Raw genomic sequence first — 17,063 nt, forward strand, 5'->3', positions numbered from 1 at the left:
GGCGCAGAGCCCAGAGCGTCATTTTCACACCGGCAACGCCACGGCACAATTACCGACGCGCCCCTCGCCTCCGGGCGGCGCGCCGCCTCCGGGCAGGGCCCGCCACTGCGCAGATTGCGCAACCGGTGCGTTAGGTCCCCACGTGTATCGTCAGAAGTCAGGAACCTCTTCGGTTCCGCTACAGGAGCAATCATGGCTGACAAGCTGACCCTGGGCGTACTGGCATCAACCCGGAAACCGGACGAACGCCGCCTCCCCATCCATCCCCTGCACTTCGAACGCATCGCCCCGGAACTGCGCCGGCACATCATCCTGGAGCAGGGCTACGGCGAGCGCTTCGGCGTCTCGGATGACCACCTCTCCACCCTCGTCGGCAGAGTGGACACCAAGGAAGCGCTGCTGGCGGAGGCCGACGTCGTGCTCCTGCCCAAACCGCAGCCGGAAGACCTTGCCGAACTGCGCGACGGCCAGGTCCTCTGGGGCTGGCCGCACTGCGTCCAGGACCGCGCCATCACCCAGCTTGCCATCGACAAAAAGCTCACCCTCGTTGCCTTTGAGGCCATGAACCACTGGGCGAGCGACGGCGGTTTCGGCCTGCACGTGTTCCACAAGAACAACGAACTCGCCGGGTACTGTTCGGTGCTGCATGCCCTCTCGCTGACGGGCTCAACCGGGGATTACGGGCGCCGTCTCAGTGCCGTGGTGATCGGTTTCGGTGCCACTGCCCGCGGTGCTGTGACCGCGCTGAACGCGCACGGCATCCATGACGTCCAGGTGCTGACCAACCGCGGAGTCGCCGCGGTGGGTGCCCCCATCCACTCGGTCAACATCGTGCAGTTTGATCACGACGACGAGGCCCCCTTCCTGAGCCAGGTCATCACCGAACGGGGCCGGGTTCCGCTCGCGCCGTTCCTGGCCGAAAGCGACATTGTGGTCAACTGCACGCTGCAGGATCCGAACAATCCGCTGACGTACCTGCGGACCGAGGACCTGGCGGCATTTGCTCCGGGCAGCCTGATCGTGGACGTTTCGTGCGATGAGGGCATGGGCTTCAGCTGGGCGCGCTCCACCACGTTCGCCGAGCCCATGTTCACCATCGGCGACCACATCAACTACTACGCCGTGGACCATAGCCCGTCCTACCTGTGGAATTCGGCCACCTGGGAGATCAGCCAGGCGCTCCTGCCCTTCCTGGAGACGGTCATCAGCGGACCCGATGCCTGGGACGGAAACGAGACCATCGCCCGGGCCATCGAAATCCGCGAAGGTGTAGTCCTGAACAAGGACGTGCTGGAGTTCCAGCAGCGCCAGGCCGAGTACCCGCACCTGCCTGCTTAGCCGAAAGGGTCCGGCCGTGATTCTGCTGGCAGGCGGTACCGGGACCCTCGGCGGCGTCCTGGTCCACACCCTGCGGGACGCCAACATGCCGTTCCGGGTCCTCACCCGGAGCAGCCACCGCGCCGCGTCACTCAAGGTGGCCGGACTCGACGTTGTCATTGGGGATGCCGCGAACCCTGCGGACCTGACCCGCGCGCTCAGCGGCTGCACCGCCGTCGTGTCCGCCATCAGTGGCTTCGGCCCGCAGTCCGGAAGCACGCCCCCGGCCGTGGACCGCGACGCCAACATCAACCTGATGGAGTCCGCCGAGCGGGCCGGCGTCAGGCAGTTTATCCATTTCTCCATGCACGGGGCGTCGCCGTCCCACCCCCTGGAAGTGGCGCGGATGAAATACGCGGCGGAGCAACGGCTCATGGCCGGGAGACTGGACTGGGCCGTCATCCGGCCCACCACCATCCTGGAAACGTACACGGCGATCATGGGTGATTCGCTGCGGAAAAGCGGGGTTGCCGTGGTCTTCGGACACGGGGACAACCCGGTCAATTTCGTCAGTGCCCTGGACCTGGCCGGCGCGGTGGTGCTCGCCCTTCGAGGCGGCCTGGGAAACCAGGCGGTGGACGTCGGCGGGCCGGACAACATGCCGCTGAACGAACTTGCGGCCCTCCTCATCGAACGCAACGGCCGCGGGCGGGCCGTCCATATTCCGCTGCCGCTGCTCCGGGCCGCCGCGGAAGGGGCACGGCTGGTGGCACCGTCCTGGGGCCGGGTCCTGGGTGGAGCCGTCCATCTGGGCGCCGCCGACATGACCTTCGACGCGGCCCCCGAACGGATCAGGCTGCCCGGCGTCCCGTTCACCCCGGTCCGCGAGGCGCTGGCCGTTGCGGACCGGCCCGCCTAGGTTTCCGCATCCGCGGATGGTCCGGTCGGCGGAGAGGCCAGGCCAGGGAGCGGCTAGGCCGGGGCTACCCGGCTGACAATCCGCACCGGATGGCGCCGGTCCTTCAGGTCAAGCCGGAGCTTCAGCGCACCTTTCCGGGCAAGCACGACGCCGACAGTCACCGCCGCGAGCGCCGGAACGCCGCCGGACACCAGCAGCGCAACGTGCGGATCAATGTGCTCTGCAATCCAGCCGAGCATGGGCCCGCCGATGGCCTGCCCGCCGATCAGCACCATGATGTACAGGCTCATCACGCGTCCGCGGATCCCCATGTTCGAACTGATCTGGACCAGCTGGTTGGAGCCGGTCAGGAACATCAGGCACCAGAACCCGGACAGCACCATGACCGCTCCGAACCAGATCATGGACGGCGCCAGCGCGGCCAGGCACAGCATCAGGCCGTACATTCCGGCGCAGAACACCACGGAGCGCAGCCGCAGCTGCCGCCGGCGGGTTGACGCGACGGCGCCGGCGAGGGCGCCGAGCGCCACCAGCGCGTTGAGCAGTCCGTAGCCGCCTGCACCGACGTCGAACACGTGGTCCGCGAAAGCAGCGAGCAGCACCGGAAGGCTCATGGCGAACACGGCGATGAACCCGGCCATCAGCCACGGCCAGTAAATGGTGGGCTTGCTCAGCGCGTACCTCAGTCCTTCGCGCAGCATGCCCTTCTTCTTCGGAGCCGGCGCACTGATGAACAGCTGGTCCTTCCGCAGGAGCAGCAGCATGGTCACGGTGGAGCAGCACGCCAGGGCGTTGGCGGCGAAGGCCCAGCCGGCGCCCACGGCGGTGAGCAGCAGACCGGCAAGCGCCGGGCCGATCAGCCCGCCCAGCTGGAACGTGGTGGAGTTGACGCTGATCGCATTGCGCAGGTACGCGGGGCCTACCAGTTCGTTGACGAAGACCTGGCGGGCGGGCTGGTCCAGCACTGTGACCAGGCCCAGCACCAGCGCGATGACGTACACGTGCCACACCTGGATGGCGCCGGTGAGGGACAGCGCCGCGAGGGCTGCGGCGAGGATACCGGCCATGCCCTGGCACAGCATCAGGATCTTCCGCTTGGCGAACCTGTCGGCCATCATGCCGCCCCACGGCCCCAGAAAGAGCGACGGCATAAACTGCAGCGCGACGGTGATGCCCACTGCCGTGACAGAGCCGGACAGTTCCAGCACCAGCCAGTCCTGCGCGATCCGCTGCATCCACAGGGCCACCACGGCCACGAAGTGGCCGATGGCGAAGATGCGGAAGTTGGGGACCTTCAGCGAGATAAAGGTCTGCCGCCAGGGAAGATGTTCGCTGACGACGCCGACGGGCTGGGTCTGGGGGGAAGCGGAGGTGGCAGAAACTGCGCTGGCGGAATCGATGACGGGCTGGCTGACGGTTGCCGACGTTGGCGGTGGGGGTGCCACGGATGTGTCCTCAAGAAAGCGGTGGTTGGGATGCTCCCACGCTAGGCTGGCACACAGTGATTATGTAGACCTATTGGGCCTATAACTAGTATTACAAAGCATAATGACGCCGGTTCCGGACCTGCGAAAACAGGCAAGCCGGGCCACAGGAGGCCACCGTGTTCGAACCTGCCCAGCTCCGTTCCTTCCTTGCCGTGGCCGAGACCCTGAGCTTCACCAAGGCTGCCGAGCGTCTGGGTCTTGCCCAGCCAACGGTCAGCCAGCACGTCCGGAAGCTGGAGACTGCCGCGAAACGCATCCTGGTCACCCGGGATACCCGCGATGTCCGCCTGACCGATAACGGCGACGCCATGGCAGGCTTCGCCCGCAGCATCCTGTCGGCCCACGATGCCGCCACCCGATACTTCTCCGGCTCGGCCATGCGCGGGCGGCTGCGTTTCGGCACGGCCGATGACCTGGCCATCACCGGGCTCCCGCGGATCCTGCGCGAGTTCCGGCAGGTCTACCCCCAGATCAACCTTGAACTGACAGTGGGCCAGAGTGATCAGCTGTACAAGAAGCTCAACGCCGGCCAGCTGGACCTCGTTTTTGTGAAATGGGTGGCGGGGGTCAAGGACGGCACGGTGGTCCAGCACGACACGTTCTCCTGGGTGGGGCTGGAACAAACGGTCCTCACGCCCGGGGAAACCGTGCCGCTGATTGCCTACCCCTCCCCCAGCCTCAGCCGGAAGCTGGCCATTGACGCGCTCGAATCCCGCGGGCGCACCTGGCGGATCACCTGCACCACCCGCCAGATCAGCGGCGTCCTGGCGGCACTCCGGGCCGGCATCGGCGTTGCCGTGATGCCAACGTCACTGGTCCCGGACGACCTGAAGATCATCACGCGCACCTTTGACCTGCCGCCTGTTGGCGACGTCGATTTCACCCTGATCCGCAACCCGCTGGCCAATGCCGAGGTGATCGATGCCCTGACGCAGGCCATTGTAGGCCGGACGCTCAAGAAGTCCGCCTGACCACACCCGTGTTTCCTAAAAACCATTGAGAAAAAACCCGGCCTCCATTATGCTGGATTCCTCCATGGGGTCAAGCAGTGGCCGGTTCAACACTACGAGTGCGCCCCGCGGCCCATGGGGCGGCCGTACTCGGGATAGGCAGCCAATGACGACAGCCGAGAACACCCATTTACACACCGCATTTGCTCCCCGACATAGCACCGTGCGCCCGCTGGTCACGCACCACTCCAGTTACGGCACCGGCATCACCCACGCCGCAGAGTACGTAGGCAAGCCCACGTGCGACAAATGCGGCACGGACGAATTTATCTACCTTGAGTCATATGTCCCTCCGGTTTACCGGCGTGACGGGGCGGTCAGGACACTAGGTGAAGTCGCCTACACCTGCACCCGTTGCGAAGATTTCTCCGCCCACAGCGTTCCGACGTCGTGGACTCCCCCGGGCTGGTACCTGGGCTAACTTCCAACGGTCTCAGCCCGCGGCATAAAACGCGGCCAACCAACAACAACGAAAGTCCCGGCAGCCACCACGTGGCTGCCGGGACTTTCCCTTTGTGGTGCGTAGCGGAGTCCTAGATCAGGGAATCCGAAAGGTGGTTCGGCGTGCCGAACCGGTGGGCGGTGATGCTGATGGCCTGCTCATGCAGGAACGGCAGCAGCTCCACGCGGCCTGCTTCAGTGACGGGGTGGGCGTAGACCGCCACGTCGGGGCGCCCGTCGGTGGCCTCCGCGAGCGCGGTGGCATCGCCGCCGATCAGGCGGATCCGCGCGCCGGACAGTTTGCCCGCCTTGGCGAGGCGCGACGCCGATGCCAGCCACTCGGCGTCGGACTCCACCGTGACGGTGATGTCCAGGCCGGTGAGCACGGAGCGCAGCTGTGCGGGGAGTTCGACGGCGGTGGACACGGTGAGTGCCGAACCTGCCTGGACGCCGGCGGCGACGGTCCGCGCCAGGTGCACCAGCGGGGCGCCTTCGGAGAGGCGGATGGTGACGGGCAGCGGCCGGTACCGGAAGATGTTCCGCTCGGCGGTCAGGCCGGACACGTCCTTGGCCGTGCCGAATTCGTCGGCCCACGCCTGCGCGTCCGAGGCCAGGGCACGCTGCAGGGATCCGAGTTCACCGGGCTGCAGGGCTCCTGCGGCCGCGGCTGAGATCCGGCGGACGCCCGCGTTGGTGATCGGGGCGTCGGCGGTGCCGGCCTTGCTGGTCCAGTCGCCGAGGCCGGCCAGGTAGTTGGGTCCGCCTGCCTTGGTTCCGGCGCCCACTGCGGACTTCTTCCAGCCGCCGAAGGGCTGGCGCTGCACGATGGCTCCGGTGATGCCGCGGTTCACGTACAGGTTGCCGGCCTGGATCGAGTCCAGCCAGGTGCCGAGCTCGTCCGGGTTCAGCGAGTGCAGGCCGGCCGTGAGGCCGTACTCAATCTGGTTCTGGATGGCGATGGCCTCTTCGAGGGTTTCGGCGGTCATCACGCCGAGGACCGGTCCGAAGAATTCGGTGAGGTGGAAGTAGGACCCGCGGCGGACGCCGTAGCGGACGCCCGGGCTCCAGAGCCGGCCGGTCTCATCGAGCTTGCGCGGTTCCACGGCCCAGGATTCCCCTTCGCCCAGGGTGGTCAGGGCGTTGAGGAGCTTGCCGCTCGCGGGCTCGATGATGGGGCCCATCTGGCTGGTGGGATCCTGCGGGTAGCCGACCTTCAGTGAGGTCACAGCGTCAACCAGCTGGTTGTGGAACCGACGGGACTTGGCGACTGAGCCCACCAGGATCACCAGTGAGGCGGCGGAGCACTTCTGGCCGGCGTGGCCGAAGGCGGAGTACGCCACGTCCTTCGCGGCGAGGTCCAGGTCCGCACTGGGTGTGACGATGATGGCGTTCTTGCCGCTGGTTTCGGCCAGGAGCGGCAGGTCCTTGCGGAAGGACCGGAACAGTTCTGCGGTTTCGTAGCCGCCGGTGAGGATCACGCGGTCCACGGCCGGGTGGGAGATCAGCTGCTGGCCGAGTTCACGCTCACCCAGCTGCACCATGGTGAGCACGTCCTTCGGCACGCCTGCTTCCCAGAGGGCCTCGATCATGACGGCGCCGCTGCGGCGTGCCTGCTTGGCGGGTTTAATCACGACGGCGGAGCCGGCGGCGAGTGCCGCAAGGGTGGACCCTGCCGGGATGGCCACCGGGAAGTTCCAGGGCGGGGTCACCACGGTGAGCTTGGCCGGGACGAACGTGGCGCCGTCGACCTTGTCCAGCTTCCGGGCGGACTCGGCGTAGTAGTGGGCAAAGTCCACTGCTTCGCTGACCTCTGGATCACCCTGGTCGATGGTCTTCCCGGTCTCGCTGGCCATCACCTCGAGGAGGTCGGCGCGGCGGGCTTCGAGGACGTCGCCGGCGCGGTGCAGGATCTCGGCCCGCTCGTCGCCGGACAGTGCGCCCCAGGTCTTGCCCTTCTCAACGGCGGTGCTGATGACCCGGTTCAGGGTGTCGGCGTCCGTGATGGTGGCGGCCTCCACGGCGGCGTTTCCCAGGGTGGAGGACGGGACGCGCTGCAGGATGGCACGGCCCCAGTCACGGTTGGCCGGCAGCGACGGGTCGGTGTCCGGGGTGTCCTTGAACGAGTCGTGCGGCAGGGGCTCCGGCGGGAGGCTGCGGTTCTGCTGCCTGTTGGGCGGGGGGACGGCGTCGTCGAGCTTGTCCAGGGAAGCGAGGAAGCGCTGCTTCTCGCGCTCGAACAGCGATTCGTTCTCGCTGAGTTCGAACACGGCGGACATGAAGTTGTCCTGGCTGGCGCCCTCTTCGAGACGGCGGATCAGGTAGGCGATGGCGACGTCGAACTCGGCCGGGTGCACCACGGGGGTGTAGAGCAGGAGCGAGCCGACGTCCTTCTTGACGGCTTCAGCCTGGCCCTGCGCCATGCCCAGCAGCATCTCGAACTCGATGCCCGCTTCGATGCCTCTCTTCTTGGCCAGGAGCCACGCGAAGGCGATATCAAAGAGGTTGTGGCCGGCCACGCCGATGCGGATGTTGTTGATCCGGTCCGGATGCAGGGCGTAGTTGATGACGCGCTTGTAGTTGGTGTCCGAGTCCTGCTTGGTGTGCCACGTGGCCAGCGGCCAGTCGTGGAGGGAGGCTTCCACCTGTTCCATCGGCAGGTTGGCACCCTTGACCACGCGGACCTTGATGGCGGCGCCGCCGTTGGCACGGCGCTCCGCGGCCCAGTCCTGGAGGCGGATCATGGCAGCGAGCGCGTCCGGGAGGTAGGCCTGGAGCACGATGCCGGCCTCGAGGTTCTTGAACCCGGGCTTGTCCAGGATCCGGGTGAACACCGCGATGGTCATGTCCAGGTCCTTGTATTCCTCCATGTCCAGGTTGATGAACTTGGCCTTGTTGCCTCCGTGCGCGAAGGAGGCTGCGCGCTCGAACAGCGGGGTGAGCTTCTCCACGACGTGCTCCACGGCTTCGTCGAAGGCCCAGGCGGAGTGCGGGGCGACCGTGGAGGAAACCTTAATGGAGACGTAGTCAACGTCCGGGCGGGCCAGCAGAGTGTGCGTTCCTTCAAGCCGGCGGGAGGCCTCGTGCTCGCCCAGGACGGCCTCGCCGAGGAGGTTGACGTTGAGCTTGATGCCGTCCTTGCGGATCTTGGCGATGGCCGGGCCCAGCTTGGCGTCGGTGGCATCCACGATCAGGTGACCCACCATCTCGCGGAGCACGCGGCGGGCGATCGGGATGACAACCCGAGGCAGGACCGGTGCCATGGTGCCGCCGAGGGCTACGGCGCTGCGCATGTACCAGGGCAGGAAGGCCGGGACCTTGGGGGCGAGGGCGGCAAGGTTACGGGCGGCGACGTTCAGGTCCTCGGGGCGGACCACGCCGTCGACGAATCCCACTGTGAAGTCCAGGCCGTTCGGGTCCTTCAGCACACCGGCGAGCTGCTCGGCCGACGCGTCAACAGGAACTTTCGAAGCCTCGGTGAGCCAGCGGCGTACCAAAGTGATGGTTTCCGCCGCGAGGGCACGGGCTTCCGGGACGTCGGTTCGCCCGGAGATTTCCGTTGCAGTGTGAGTCATGATCGCTCGTTCTTTCCGTGGTGTGAGGGGCTCTTATCCATCAGTATGAGCTTCCAATCACTTAAGATAAAGCGATGTTTTCTAAGCAATACAGGTTGGAAATCCCAATGCTTTGTCCCCCACCCATCCCCGGACGCTCTCTCACTTAACGCAAGAAAAACGGAAACGCTCTCTCACTTTCCTGAAGAAAGTGAGAGAGCGTTTCGGGAAAACCCACATTAAGTGAGAGAGCGTCCCAGGGGGTTGGGTAGGGGGTAGGGGGATGCGCGGTCAGGCGAGGGGGCGGTGCATCTCCACGGCCTCCTCGTGGCGCGGGCTGTTCGGGTTCATCAGCGAGTGCTTCTTGCCGTAGAAGAAGTAGATGGCGAGCCCCACAACCAGCCACACCCCGAACCGCAGCCAGGTCTCCCAGTGCAGCTGCAGCATCAGGAATCCTGATGCCAGGACACCGAAAGCCGGAATCACCGGCATAAACGGCAGGCGGAAGGTGCGCGGGGCGTCCGGCTTCTTGTAGCGGAACACGATCACGGCGAAACAGACAACAACGAACGCGGCAAGGATGCCGATGTTCGTGAGGTCCGCAACAGCCTTGATGGGAAACACACCGGCCAGCAGGGCCGAAGCGACGCCGGCAATCCAGGTGACCCGCTGCGGGGTGCCGTGCCGGTCCGTCTTGGCGAACCAGCCAGGCAGGAGGCCGTCGCGGCTCATGGAGAACCAGACGCGGGTGACGCCCAGGAGGAACGTCAGCATCACGGTGAGGATGGACAGCACGGCGAAGACGGAAATGATGGTGGCAATGACAGGCAGGCCCACCCCGGTGAAGGCGGACGCGAAGCCTGCCGTGGGGTTGATGTCCTTGTAGTTCTGCATGCCGGTCAGCACCAGCGTGGCGGCAACGTAGAGCAGCATGGCGATGATCAGGGACAGGATGATGGCCTTCGGCATGTGCTTCTTGCCGTCCGTAGCCTCTTCCGCTGCGGTACTCATGGCGTCGTAGCCGAACACCGCGAAGAAGACGGTGGCAGCGCCGGCCAGGACGGGTCCGAACCCACTGGGCATAAACGGGTTGTAGTTGTTGGTGTCGATGTAGAAAATGCCGAGGCCGATGATGAACAGGATCAGGATGACCTTGACGGCAACGGCCACCAGCTCGAACCGGCCAAAGGCCTTGGTCCCGCGGGAGAGGATCCAGGTCACGATCAGGCAGACAACGATCGCGGGGATGTTGACGATGCCGCCCTTGCCCTCATCCGGCGTCGAGGTCATCCAGACCGGCATCTGGACACCGATGCCCGAAAGGAACGCATCAAAGTAGCCCGAGATGCCGATGGCCACCACGGCCACAATCGCAATGTATTCGAGCAGCAGGTCCCAGCCGATGAACCAGCCGATCACCTCGCCCAGCGCCACGTAGCCGTACGTATAGGCAGAACCCGCGCGGGGAATCATGCCTGCAAACTCGGCGTAGGACAGGGCGGCCGCCGCGGACGCCAGGCCTGCGATCAGGAAGGAGAACAGCACAGCGGGGCCGACACCGGGTTCGGATTCGCTGCCGTGGGCCACCAGCCCGGCGAGGGAAAAGATTCCGACGCCGATGATGCCGCCGACGCCGATGGCCGTCAGCTGCCAGAGTCCGAGGGATTTGAACAGGCCGCTGTGTTTGTTTTCTTCTTCGATATCGTCGATGGGCTTGCGCCGCATGATCGACTGGGACATATCTCTAGTGCTCATGAGGAACTCCTGCGTGGGGGTGCGGCCCCATCGCGGCGCCTGTCAAAACCGGCTGTGACGGGGGTAACTCAGGTACACCAGTATGCAAGTGCAATTGCATTAGATAAAGTGACTACTTCTAACCAATATTCATTAGATTCGTCAAGGAATGTGGCCATGCTCGATGTCCGGCGCCTCAGACTGCTCCGTGAACTGAAGATCCGGGGGACGCTGGCGGAGGTGGCGGAGGCACTGCAGTACAGCCCGTCGTCGGTATCGCAGCAACTCGCACTGCTCGAAAAAGAGGTGGGCGTGGAGCTGCTCCGGAAGACCGGGCGCAGGGTTCAGCTGACACCGCAGGCCGAAGTATTGGTGGCGCATACTGCCCAACTCCTCGAGACCCTGGAACAGGCCGAGGCAGACCTCGCGGCATCGCTGACAACGGTCACCGGAACGGTGCGGATCGCCGTCTTCCAGTCCGCGGCCCTTGCCCTCATGCCGGGAACCCTCACGCGCATGCGGAAGGCCTACCCCGAGGTGCGGATCGAAATGACCCAGCGTGAACCGGAAACCGCACTGCACGAAACCTGGGCCCGCGACTTCGACCTGGTGATTGCCGAACAGTATCCGGGCCACGCCGCCCCGCGTTACCCGGAACTGGACCGCGTCAAGCTGACCACCGACGCCATCCGGCTCGCCGTTCCGCCAGCGTCCGACGGCGGTCCCGCCGTCCGTGCGCTCGAGGACACCGCGACGCTCCCGTGGGTCATGGAGCCCCGCGGTGCGGCCTCCAGGCATTGGGCAGAGCAGGCCTGCCGGAGCGCCGGGTTCGAGCCCGATGTAAGGTTCGAAACGGCTGACCTGCAGGCCCAGATCAGGCTGATTGAGTCCGGCAATGCCGTGGCCCTGATGCCTGACCTGGTCTGGACCGGCCGCGACACCACCGCCCGGCTGCTGGAGCTGCCCGGCAATCCGCACCGCACCGTGTTCACCTCGGTGCGCCGCTCCAGCGCGCAGCGGCCCGCCATCCTGGCTGCCCGCGAGACGCTTGCCGCGACGGCCGCGTCCATAGCAACCGCGGGGACGTCATAGTGTTCAGTGCGTCACAGCGCGATTCCGGGGCCGACGCTAGACTGGGCTGGTTATGAATCGCACAATGTTCAAGTCCAAAATCCACCGGGCCACCGTCACGCACGCTGACCTTCACTACGTAGGTTCGGTCACTGTTGACCTGGACCTCCTCGAGGCTGCCGACATTCTTCCCGGCGAGCTCGTGGCCATCGTGGACGTGACCAACGGTGCGCGACTGGAAACCTACACCATCGCCGGCGAGCGCGGCTCGGGCGTGATCGGCATCAACGGAGCCGCCGCGCACCTGATGCACGAGAACGACATCGTCATCCTGATCACGTACGCCCAGATGACCACCGAAGAGGCCGCGGCCTATGACCCGAAGGTTGTCCACGTGGATAAGGACAACAAGATTGTCCAGATCGGCAACGATCCGGCGGAGGGCCACACACCGGGCCTGATGCGCCCGCCGTTCGCACTCAATAACGCCACCGTCTAGCCGGAGCGTGAATCCCGGCACACCCAGCCTCCGCATCCCCGGAGGCATCTCTTGGTAGGCGTGCTGCAGGGCTTTTTTGTGGTCTGGGCCATCATCATGGTGGGCTGGTTTGTGGGCCGCCAGCGGATTCTGGGTGACAACGCCCGGCAGGTCCTCAGCGCCCTCACCTTCTTCGTCGCCAGCCCGGCCCTTCTGTTTGAGACCCTGAGCAAGGCCGAACTGCGGGAAGTCTTCGCCGAACCCCTCCTGGTCACCGCGGTGGCGGCCATCGCCAGCGCCCTGATGTTCTTCAGCATCGTGAAGTTCATCCTGAAGCGTGCCTTGCCGGAAGCCCTGATGTCTTCCATGGCCGCTTCCCTGGCCAACTCCGCCAACCTGGGTATCCCCATCGCGGTCTACGTCCTGGGCGACGCCAGTTACGTGGCACCGCTGCTGATCTTCCAGCTGGCGTTTTTCACCCCCCTGTTCCTCATGATCCTGGACGCCAGTACCAGCACCCACCGCACCACGCCCGCGGGCTTTATCCTCATGATCCTCCGGAATCCGATGATCGTGGGCTCCGCACTCGGCCTGCTGGTGGCCGGACTCGACTGGCAGGTACCGGCCATTGTCCTGGAACCGATCCACCTGATCGGCGGGGCGGCCATCCCGGCCATGCTGATCGCGTTCGGCATGAGCCTCAATGGCAGCAAACCGCTGCAGGCCGCTACCGCCAGACGGCTGGACACGCTCCTGGCCAGTGCCTTTAAGCTGGTGATCCAGCCGGGCATTGCCTACCTTTTTGCCCGCTTTGCCCTGGGCATGGAGGGCCAGTCCCTGTTCGCGGTGGTGGTGGTTTCATCCCTCCCCACGGCGCAGAACGTTTTTGTTGCCGCCAGCCGCTATTCCACCGGCCTCGCGGTGGCCAAGGACACCGTGCTGATTACCACCGTGGTGGCCGTACCGGCCATGATCGGAGTTGCCCTGCTGCTGAGCTGACCGAAGGAGTGACATGGGAACAATCCTGGACACTGTTGTGATCGGCGGCGGGGCCATGGGCTCCGCTGCTGCCTGGGCTTTGGCCCGCCGCGGCCGGCAGGTCACGCTTCTGGAGCAGTTCGGGCCGGGCCACCATATCGGCGCGTCCCACGGCACCACCAGGAACCTGAATCCCGGGTACCACCGGCCGGAGTACGTTGCGATGCTGGCCGAGGCATTGGCCCTCTGGGAGGAACTCGAGGTGGACAGCGGCGAGCGGCTGCTCACCCGCACGGGCATCGTCAACCACGGTCCCGATCCGCACTTCACGCTGGTACAGGCCGCGCTCACCGAAGCAGGCCTCCGGGCAGAGTTTCTGCGCCCTGACGAGGCCGCGGAGCGCTGGCGCGGCATCCGGTTCGACCAGCAGGTCCTGTACATGCCCGACGGCGGCCAGCTGAACCCTGAGGCCGCACTGCCCGCCTTCCAGCGGCTCGCCGCGGCCCGCGGCGCCGAGATCCGGCACCACACCAAAGTGGTGGCCCTGGAAGTAATGGACGACGGCGTCCGTCTCACCGTGGAATCGGGCGGCGTGGAATCCGGCGGGGCCTCCGGCGGCGCTGGCGGGACCGAGGTGCTCACCGCAGCGCAGGCAGTGGTAACCGCCGGGGGCTGGACGGAGAAGCTTCTGTCCGGCGCGGCCGGCCGCGACACAGGGACCGGGAAGCTGAGGATTCCCCGGCTCAGGGTCACGCAGGAACAGCCGGCGCACTTCGGTGTTGCCGACGAAGGCGCCGTGTGGCCGGGCTTCAACCACATGCCCGGAACCGGCCCGGAATACAAAAAATGGTATTCACCGGTCTACGGAATGCAGACGCCCGGCGAAGGAATCAAGGCAGGCTGGCACGGCGTTGGCCCGCAAGTGGACCCGGACCGGCGGTCCTTCCTCCCGGAGCCCGTCCAGCTCGCGGCGCTGCAGGATTACGCCCGGACCTGGCTGCCTGGCGTTGATGCTGACTCCTTCGAGCCGATTAGCTGCACGTACACCACTACCCCGGACGAGGACTTTATCCTTGACCGGATCGGCCCCCTCGTTATCGGCGCCGGATTCTCCGGGCACGGCTTTAAGTTCACGCCCGTCGTGGGGCGGATCCTGGCCGACCTGGCCACCGGCACCCGCGAGGCGCCGGCGATTTTCTCAGCATCCCGGTAGCCCCGGACGTGCCCGGTCCCGGGTCCCGGTCCCAGCAGCCCGCCAGCCCGAGGCCCGGCAGTCCCTCCGCTGGTTTCGAAACGTTACTGGGCCTTCACCTCCGGCCTGTGCAGGTCCAGGAGCCGGGCGCAGCGGATGAAGCCAAGGTGGGAGTAGGCCTGCGGATGGTTCCCCAGATGGGTTTCCGTGCTGGGATCGTACTCCTCCGGCAGCAGGCCTGTGGGTCCGAACAGGTTCACCAGCTGGTCGAACAGGTCCCAGGCTTCCTCGATCCGGCCCACTGCAACGTACGCCTCAATAAGCCAGGTAGTGCAGATGTGGAAGCCGCCCTCCAAACCCGGCAGGCCGTCGTCGTACCGGTACCTGAAGACCGTGGGCCCCACGCGGAGTTCACGTTCCACGGCCGTGACCGTGTCCAGGAACCGCTGGTCGCGGACGTCCAGCAGGCCGGACAGCCCGATGTGCAGGACGGCAGCATCCAGGTCGGGGCTGTCGTAGGCAACGGTGTAGGACTTCGCCGAGTCATCCCAGCCCTCACGCAGGACTTCGTCACGGATGGTGCCGGCGGTGGTTTCCCACGCGGGGTCCGGGGTCCGGCCGTGCCGGGCGGCCGTCCGGAGTGCCCGGTCCAGCGTCACCCAGCACATCACCTTGCTGTACACGTGGTGCCGGGGCGGCCGCCGGGCTTCCCAGATGCCGTGGTCCGCTTCGTGCCAGCGGGCCAGCACGGCGGAGGCCATCTCCACCATCAGGTGCCAGTGGTCATCGGCCAGGTCGCCGTTCCGTTCGCTGAGCGCATCGATCAGCTCGGCCACCGGCCCAAAGACGTCCAGCTGGACCTGATGGTCGGCGGCGTTTCCGATCCGCACCGGACGCGAGCCGGCATATCCGGGCAGGCTGTCAATCACGGCTTCGGTGGATAGCTGGGCGCCCGTGACCGAGTACAGCGGGTGCAGCCACTCCGGGCCCGGCGCATGCTCCAGGATCCTGCCCAGCCAGGCCAGGAACCCGAACGCCTCGGCCGTGGAGCCCAGATCCACCAGCGCGTGCACTGTCATGGAACCGTCCCGCAGCCAGCAGTACCGGTAGTCCCAGTTCCTCGTCCCGCCGATCCCCTCAGGCAATGAGGTGGTGGGGGCAGCCAGGACAGCACCGGTTGGCTCGTGAACCAAGGCGCGCAGCACCAGGGCGGAACGGCGGACCAGCGAGGGCTTCACCGCCGGCAGGTCCAGGTCCTGTACCCAGCGGCGGGAGTGCAGGGCCACGCCGGAACGCCGGTCCACTTCGCCGTCCGGATCCGCACATTGCGGTTCGGTGTCCCCGCAGCGCAGGTTAAGGACCGCGGGGCCGTCCTGCAGGTTCACCGTGGCGGTGGCCGTAGCGTGCCGGCCGTCGGAGGTAATGACGAACGTGACACCCGGCGCGAAGAGAACGACGGGGTCCGACGTGCCCACAATGTGCAGTTCGTCGCCGCGGGCCTCCATGCTGAAGGGCACGTTGGCGTAGTCCGGCCGTGGCGCAAAAACAATCCTTGCGGCGCCGGTCCCGGAGAGTACCCGGACCAGGCTGGTGATGCCTTCCGGCGCGGGTTCGAGGTAGTCAGTGACGGTGACGTCCGCCCACCGGGTTTCCACAATCATGGTGCTGTCGACGTACCTCTGGCCCAGCACCTGCGAGCTCTTCAGCGGTTCCACGGAGAAGTGCCCGGCGGCGTCGCCGCCGAGGATGTGGGCAAACAGCGACCCTGAATCCGGCAGCGGGTGGCTCATCCAGCAGACTTTGGCGTCCGGGGTGAGCAGCGCGGTGGAGGAACCGTTCCCGATCAGGGTGTGCCGTTCGAGTCCCACGGCGTCCTCACCGAAGAGCCAGGCGCGCCGGAGCTCAAAGAGGATGGCCAGGACCCGGGCAAACGATTCAGGGTCCCGCAGCCGGTGCGCGGCGCGGGTATCCCCCGGCCCAACGTGCAGGCCAAGGTCCGGACCGCGGAGGGTGGCGGTGGCCAGTTCGTCGCTGTAGGCATCACCGGCGTAGAGGGCGGCACTGGCACCGAGCCGGGACCGGAGGTTCTCCAGTGCGTCGGCCTTGGACGGTTCCACCACAGAGAGGTCCAGCACGGACCCGTCCACGATGAAGAACAGTCCGTGGGCCCGGGCGATCCCGCGGGCAGTCTCTGTCACGGACTCCACAACATTCGGCGCTGCCGGACGGGTGTGCACCGACACCGCAACTGGCTTGCGCTCAATCCAGATACCTTCCTGGAAGCCCACGGCCTCGGACAGCGCGGTGCTGACTTTCTGGAGGATCACCTCTGTGGCCAGCGGCTGGACGTGCGCGTACTGCATGTCCGATTCGGCGCCGTGCGAGCCGACGAGGTGGACTTCTGCAGGCAGCCGGGAGACGGCGGCGAGGTCACGCAGGGAGCGCCCTGAGATGACGGCGGCATGGGTGTTGGGCAGGGCGGCCAGGGCACGGAGTGCGATCGCCGCGCTGCCCAGGGGCAGGGTTTCGGTGGAAATACCCTCGGCGTCGCATAGGGTTCCGCCGTAGTTGCAGGCAACCAGCAGCCCGGGGACGCGGGCCAGGACTTTGAGTTCGGCCAGCAAAGTCGGGGTGAACCCTTCATCTGCGCCATCCGACTGGACGAACGCCCGCAGCAGGCCCAGTGGGAGTGACTTGGTCAGGAGGGCGGAATCCGCCACGCTCTGGTTTAACGGAGTAGGCATTTGCATAACCTTTCCAGCGGAAAACGGCCCGGCACGGCAGCCGCTTCTCTCATTCTCCGGCGCTGTAGTTTCCCCCAAAAGTCTCCATTGTTGCGTTTTCGTAAAGTCCGACGACGGGCCTGCCTCAGACGCGGTCCAGTG

Annotated in this window: 11 protein-coding genes; 7 read left to right on the plus strand and 4 right to left on the minus strand. The window is 66.1% G+C overall.

Annotated elements, in window-relative coordinates; genetic code table 11:
• Positions 1 to 192 precede the first annotated feature (192 nt).
• Both IDT60_RS18825 and IDT60_RS18830 read left to right on the plus strand, forming a co-directional pair.
• The gene (locus IDT60_RS18825) at positions 193 to 1,338 is read left to right on the plus strand and encodes a N(5)-(carboxyethyl)ornithine synthase (protein ID WP_191080217.1); all 1,146 of its coding nucleotides are present in this window, start codon (positions 193 to 195) and stop codon (positions 1,336 to 1,338) included.
• 16 nt (positions 1,339 to 1,354) lie between these two features.
• Positions 1,355 to 2,236 carry an SDR family oxidoreductase gene (locus IDT60_RS18830; protein WP_191080218.1) on the plus strand — a complete coding sequence of 294 codons (882 nt, stop codon included), beginning with the start codon at positions 1,355 to 1,357 and terminating at the stop codon, positions 2,234 to 2,236.
• 53 nt (positions 2,237 to 2,289) lie between these two features.
• On the opposite strand, the gene IDT60_RS18835 is transcribed toward IDT60_RS18830, so the two are convergent.
• Entirely contained in the window at positions 2,290 to 3,681 is a 1,392-nt protein-coding gene (locus tag IDT60_RS18835; protein WP_191080219.1) for an MFS transporter, read from the minus strand.
• A gap of 158 nt (positions 3,682 to 3,839) precedes the next feature.
• On the opposite strand from IDT60_RS18835, the gene IDT60_RS18840 reads away from it, so the two are divergent.
• Positions 3,840 to 4,694, plus strand: a complete 855-nt coding sequence (locus IDT60_RS18840; protein ID WP_164204247.1) for a LysR family transcriptional regulator — start codon at positions 3,840 to 3,842, stop codon at positions 4,692 to 4,694.
• Between the two features lie 572 nt (positions 4,695 to 5,266).
• On the opposite strand, the gene IDT60_RS18845 is transcribed toward IDT60_RS18840, so the two are convergent.
• Positions 5,267 to 8,746 carry a bifunctional proline dehydrogenase/L-glutamate gamma-semialdehyde dehydrogenase gene (locus tag IDT60_RS18845; RefSeq protein ID WP_191080220.1) on the minus strand — a complete coding sequence of 1,160 codons (3,480 nt, stop codon included), beginning with the start codon at positions 8,744 to 8,746 and terminating at the stop codon, positions 5,267 to 5,269.
• A 270-nt stretch (positions 8,747 to 9,016) separates the two neighbouring features.
• Positions 9,017 to 10,480 carry an amino acid permease gene (locus IDT60_RS18850; RefSeq protein WP_191080221.1) on the minus strand — a complete coding sequence of 488 codons (1,464 nt, stop codon included), beginning with the start codon at positions 10,478 to 10,480 and terminating at the stop codon, positions 9,017 to 9,019.
• 156 nt (positions 10,481 to 10,636) lie between these two features.
• Between IDT60_RS18850 and IDT60_RS18855 the strand changes: the two genes are divergently transcribed.
• The 4 genes from IDT60_RS18855 to IDT60_RS18870 are packed head-to-tail and all read left to right on the plus strand — an operon-like array spanning position 10,637 to position 14,199.
• Entirely contained in the window at positions 10,637 to 11,551 is a 915-nt protein-coding gene (locus IDT60_RS18855; protein ID WP_164204239.1) for a LysR substrate-binding domain-containing protein, read from the plus strand.
• Positions 11,552 to 11,603: 52 nt separating this feature from the next.
• Positions 11,604 to 12,029 carry an aspartate 1-decarboxylase gene (gene panD / locus IDT60_RS18860; RefSeq protein WP_191080222.1) on the plus strand — a complete coding sequence of 142 codons (426 nt, stop codon included), beginning with the start codon at positions 11,604 to 11,606 and terminating at the stop codon, positions 12,027 to 12,029.
• A gap of 51 nt (positions 12,030 to 12,080) precedes the next feature.
• Positions 12,081 to 13,007, plus strand: a complete 927-nt coding sequence (locus IDT60_RS18865; RefSeq protein WP_191080223.1) for an AEC family transporter — start codon at positions 12,081 to 12,083, stop codon at positions 13,005 to 13,007.
• A 13-nt stretch (positions 13,008 to 13,020) separates the two neighbouring features.
• A complete protein-coding gene (locus IDT60_RS18870) occupies positions 13,021 to 14,199 on the plus strand; it encodes an FAD-dependent oxidoreductase (protein WP_191080224.1) in 1,179 nt (392 codons plus the stop codon).
• 83 nt (positions 14,200 to 14,282) lie between these two features.
• Here IDT60_RS18870 and IDT60_RS18875 read toward each other — a convergent pair whose 3' ends face one another.
• Entirely contained in the window at positions 14,283 to 16,922 is a 2,640-nt protein-coding gene (locus IDT60_RS18875; protein ID WP_191080225.1) for a trehalase-like domain-containing protein, read from the minus strand.
• Positions 16,923 to 17,063: the final 141 nt, after the last annotated feature.

The organism is Pseudarthrobacter sp. BIM B-2242, from assembly GCF_014764445.1.
GTDB lineage: Bacteria > Actinomycetota > Actinomycetes > Actinomycetales > Micrococcaceae > Arthrobacter > Arthrobacter luteus_A.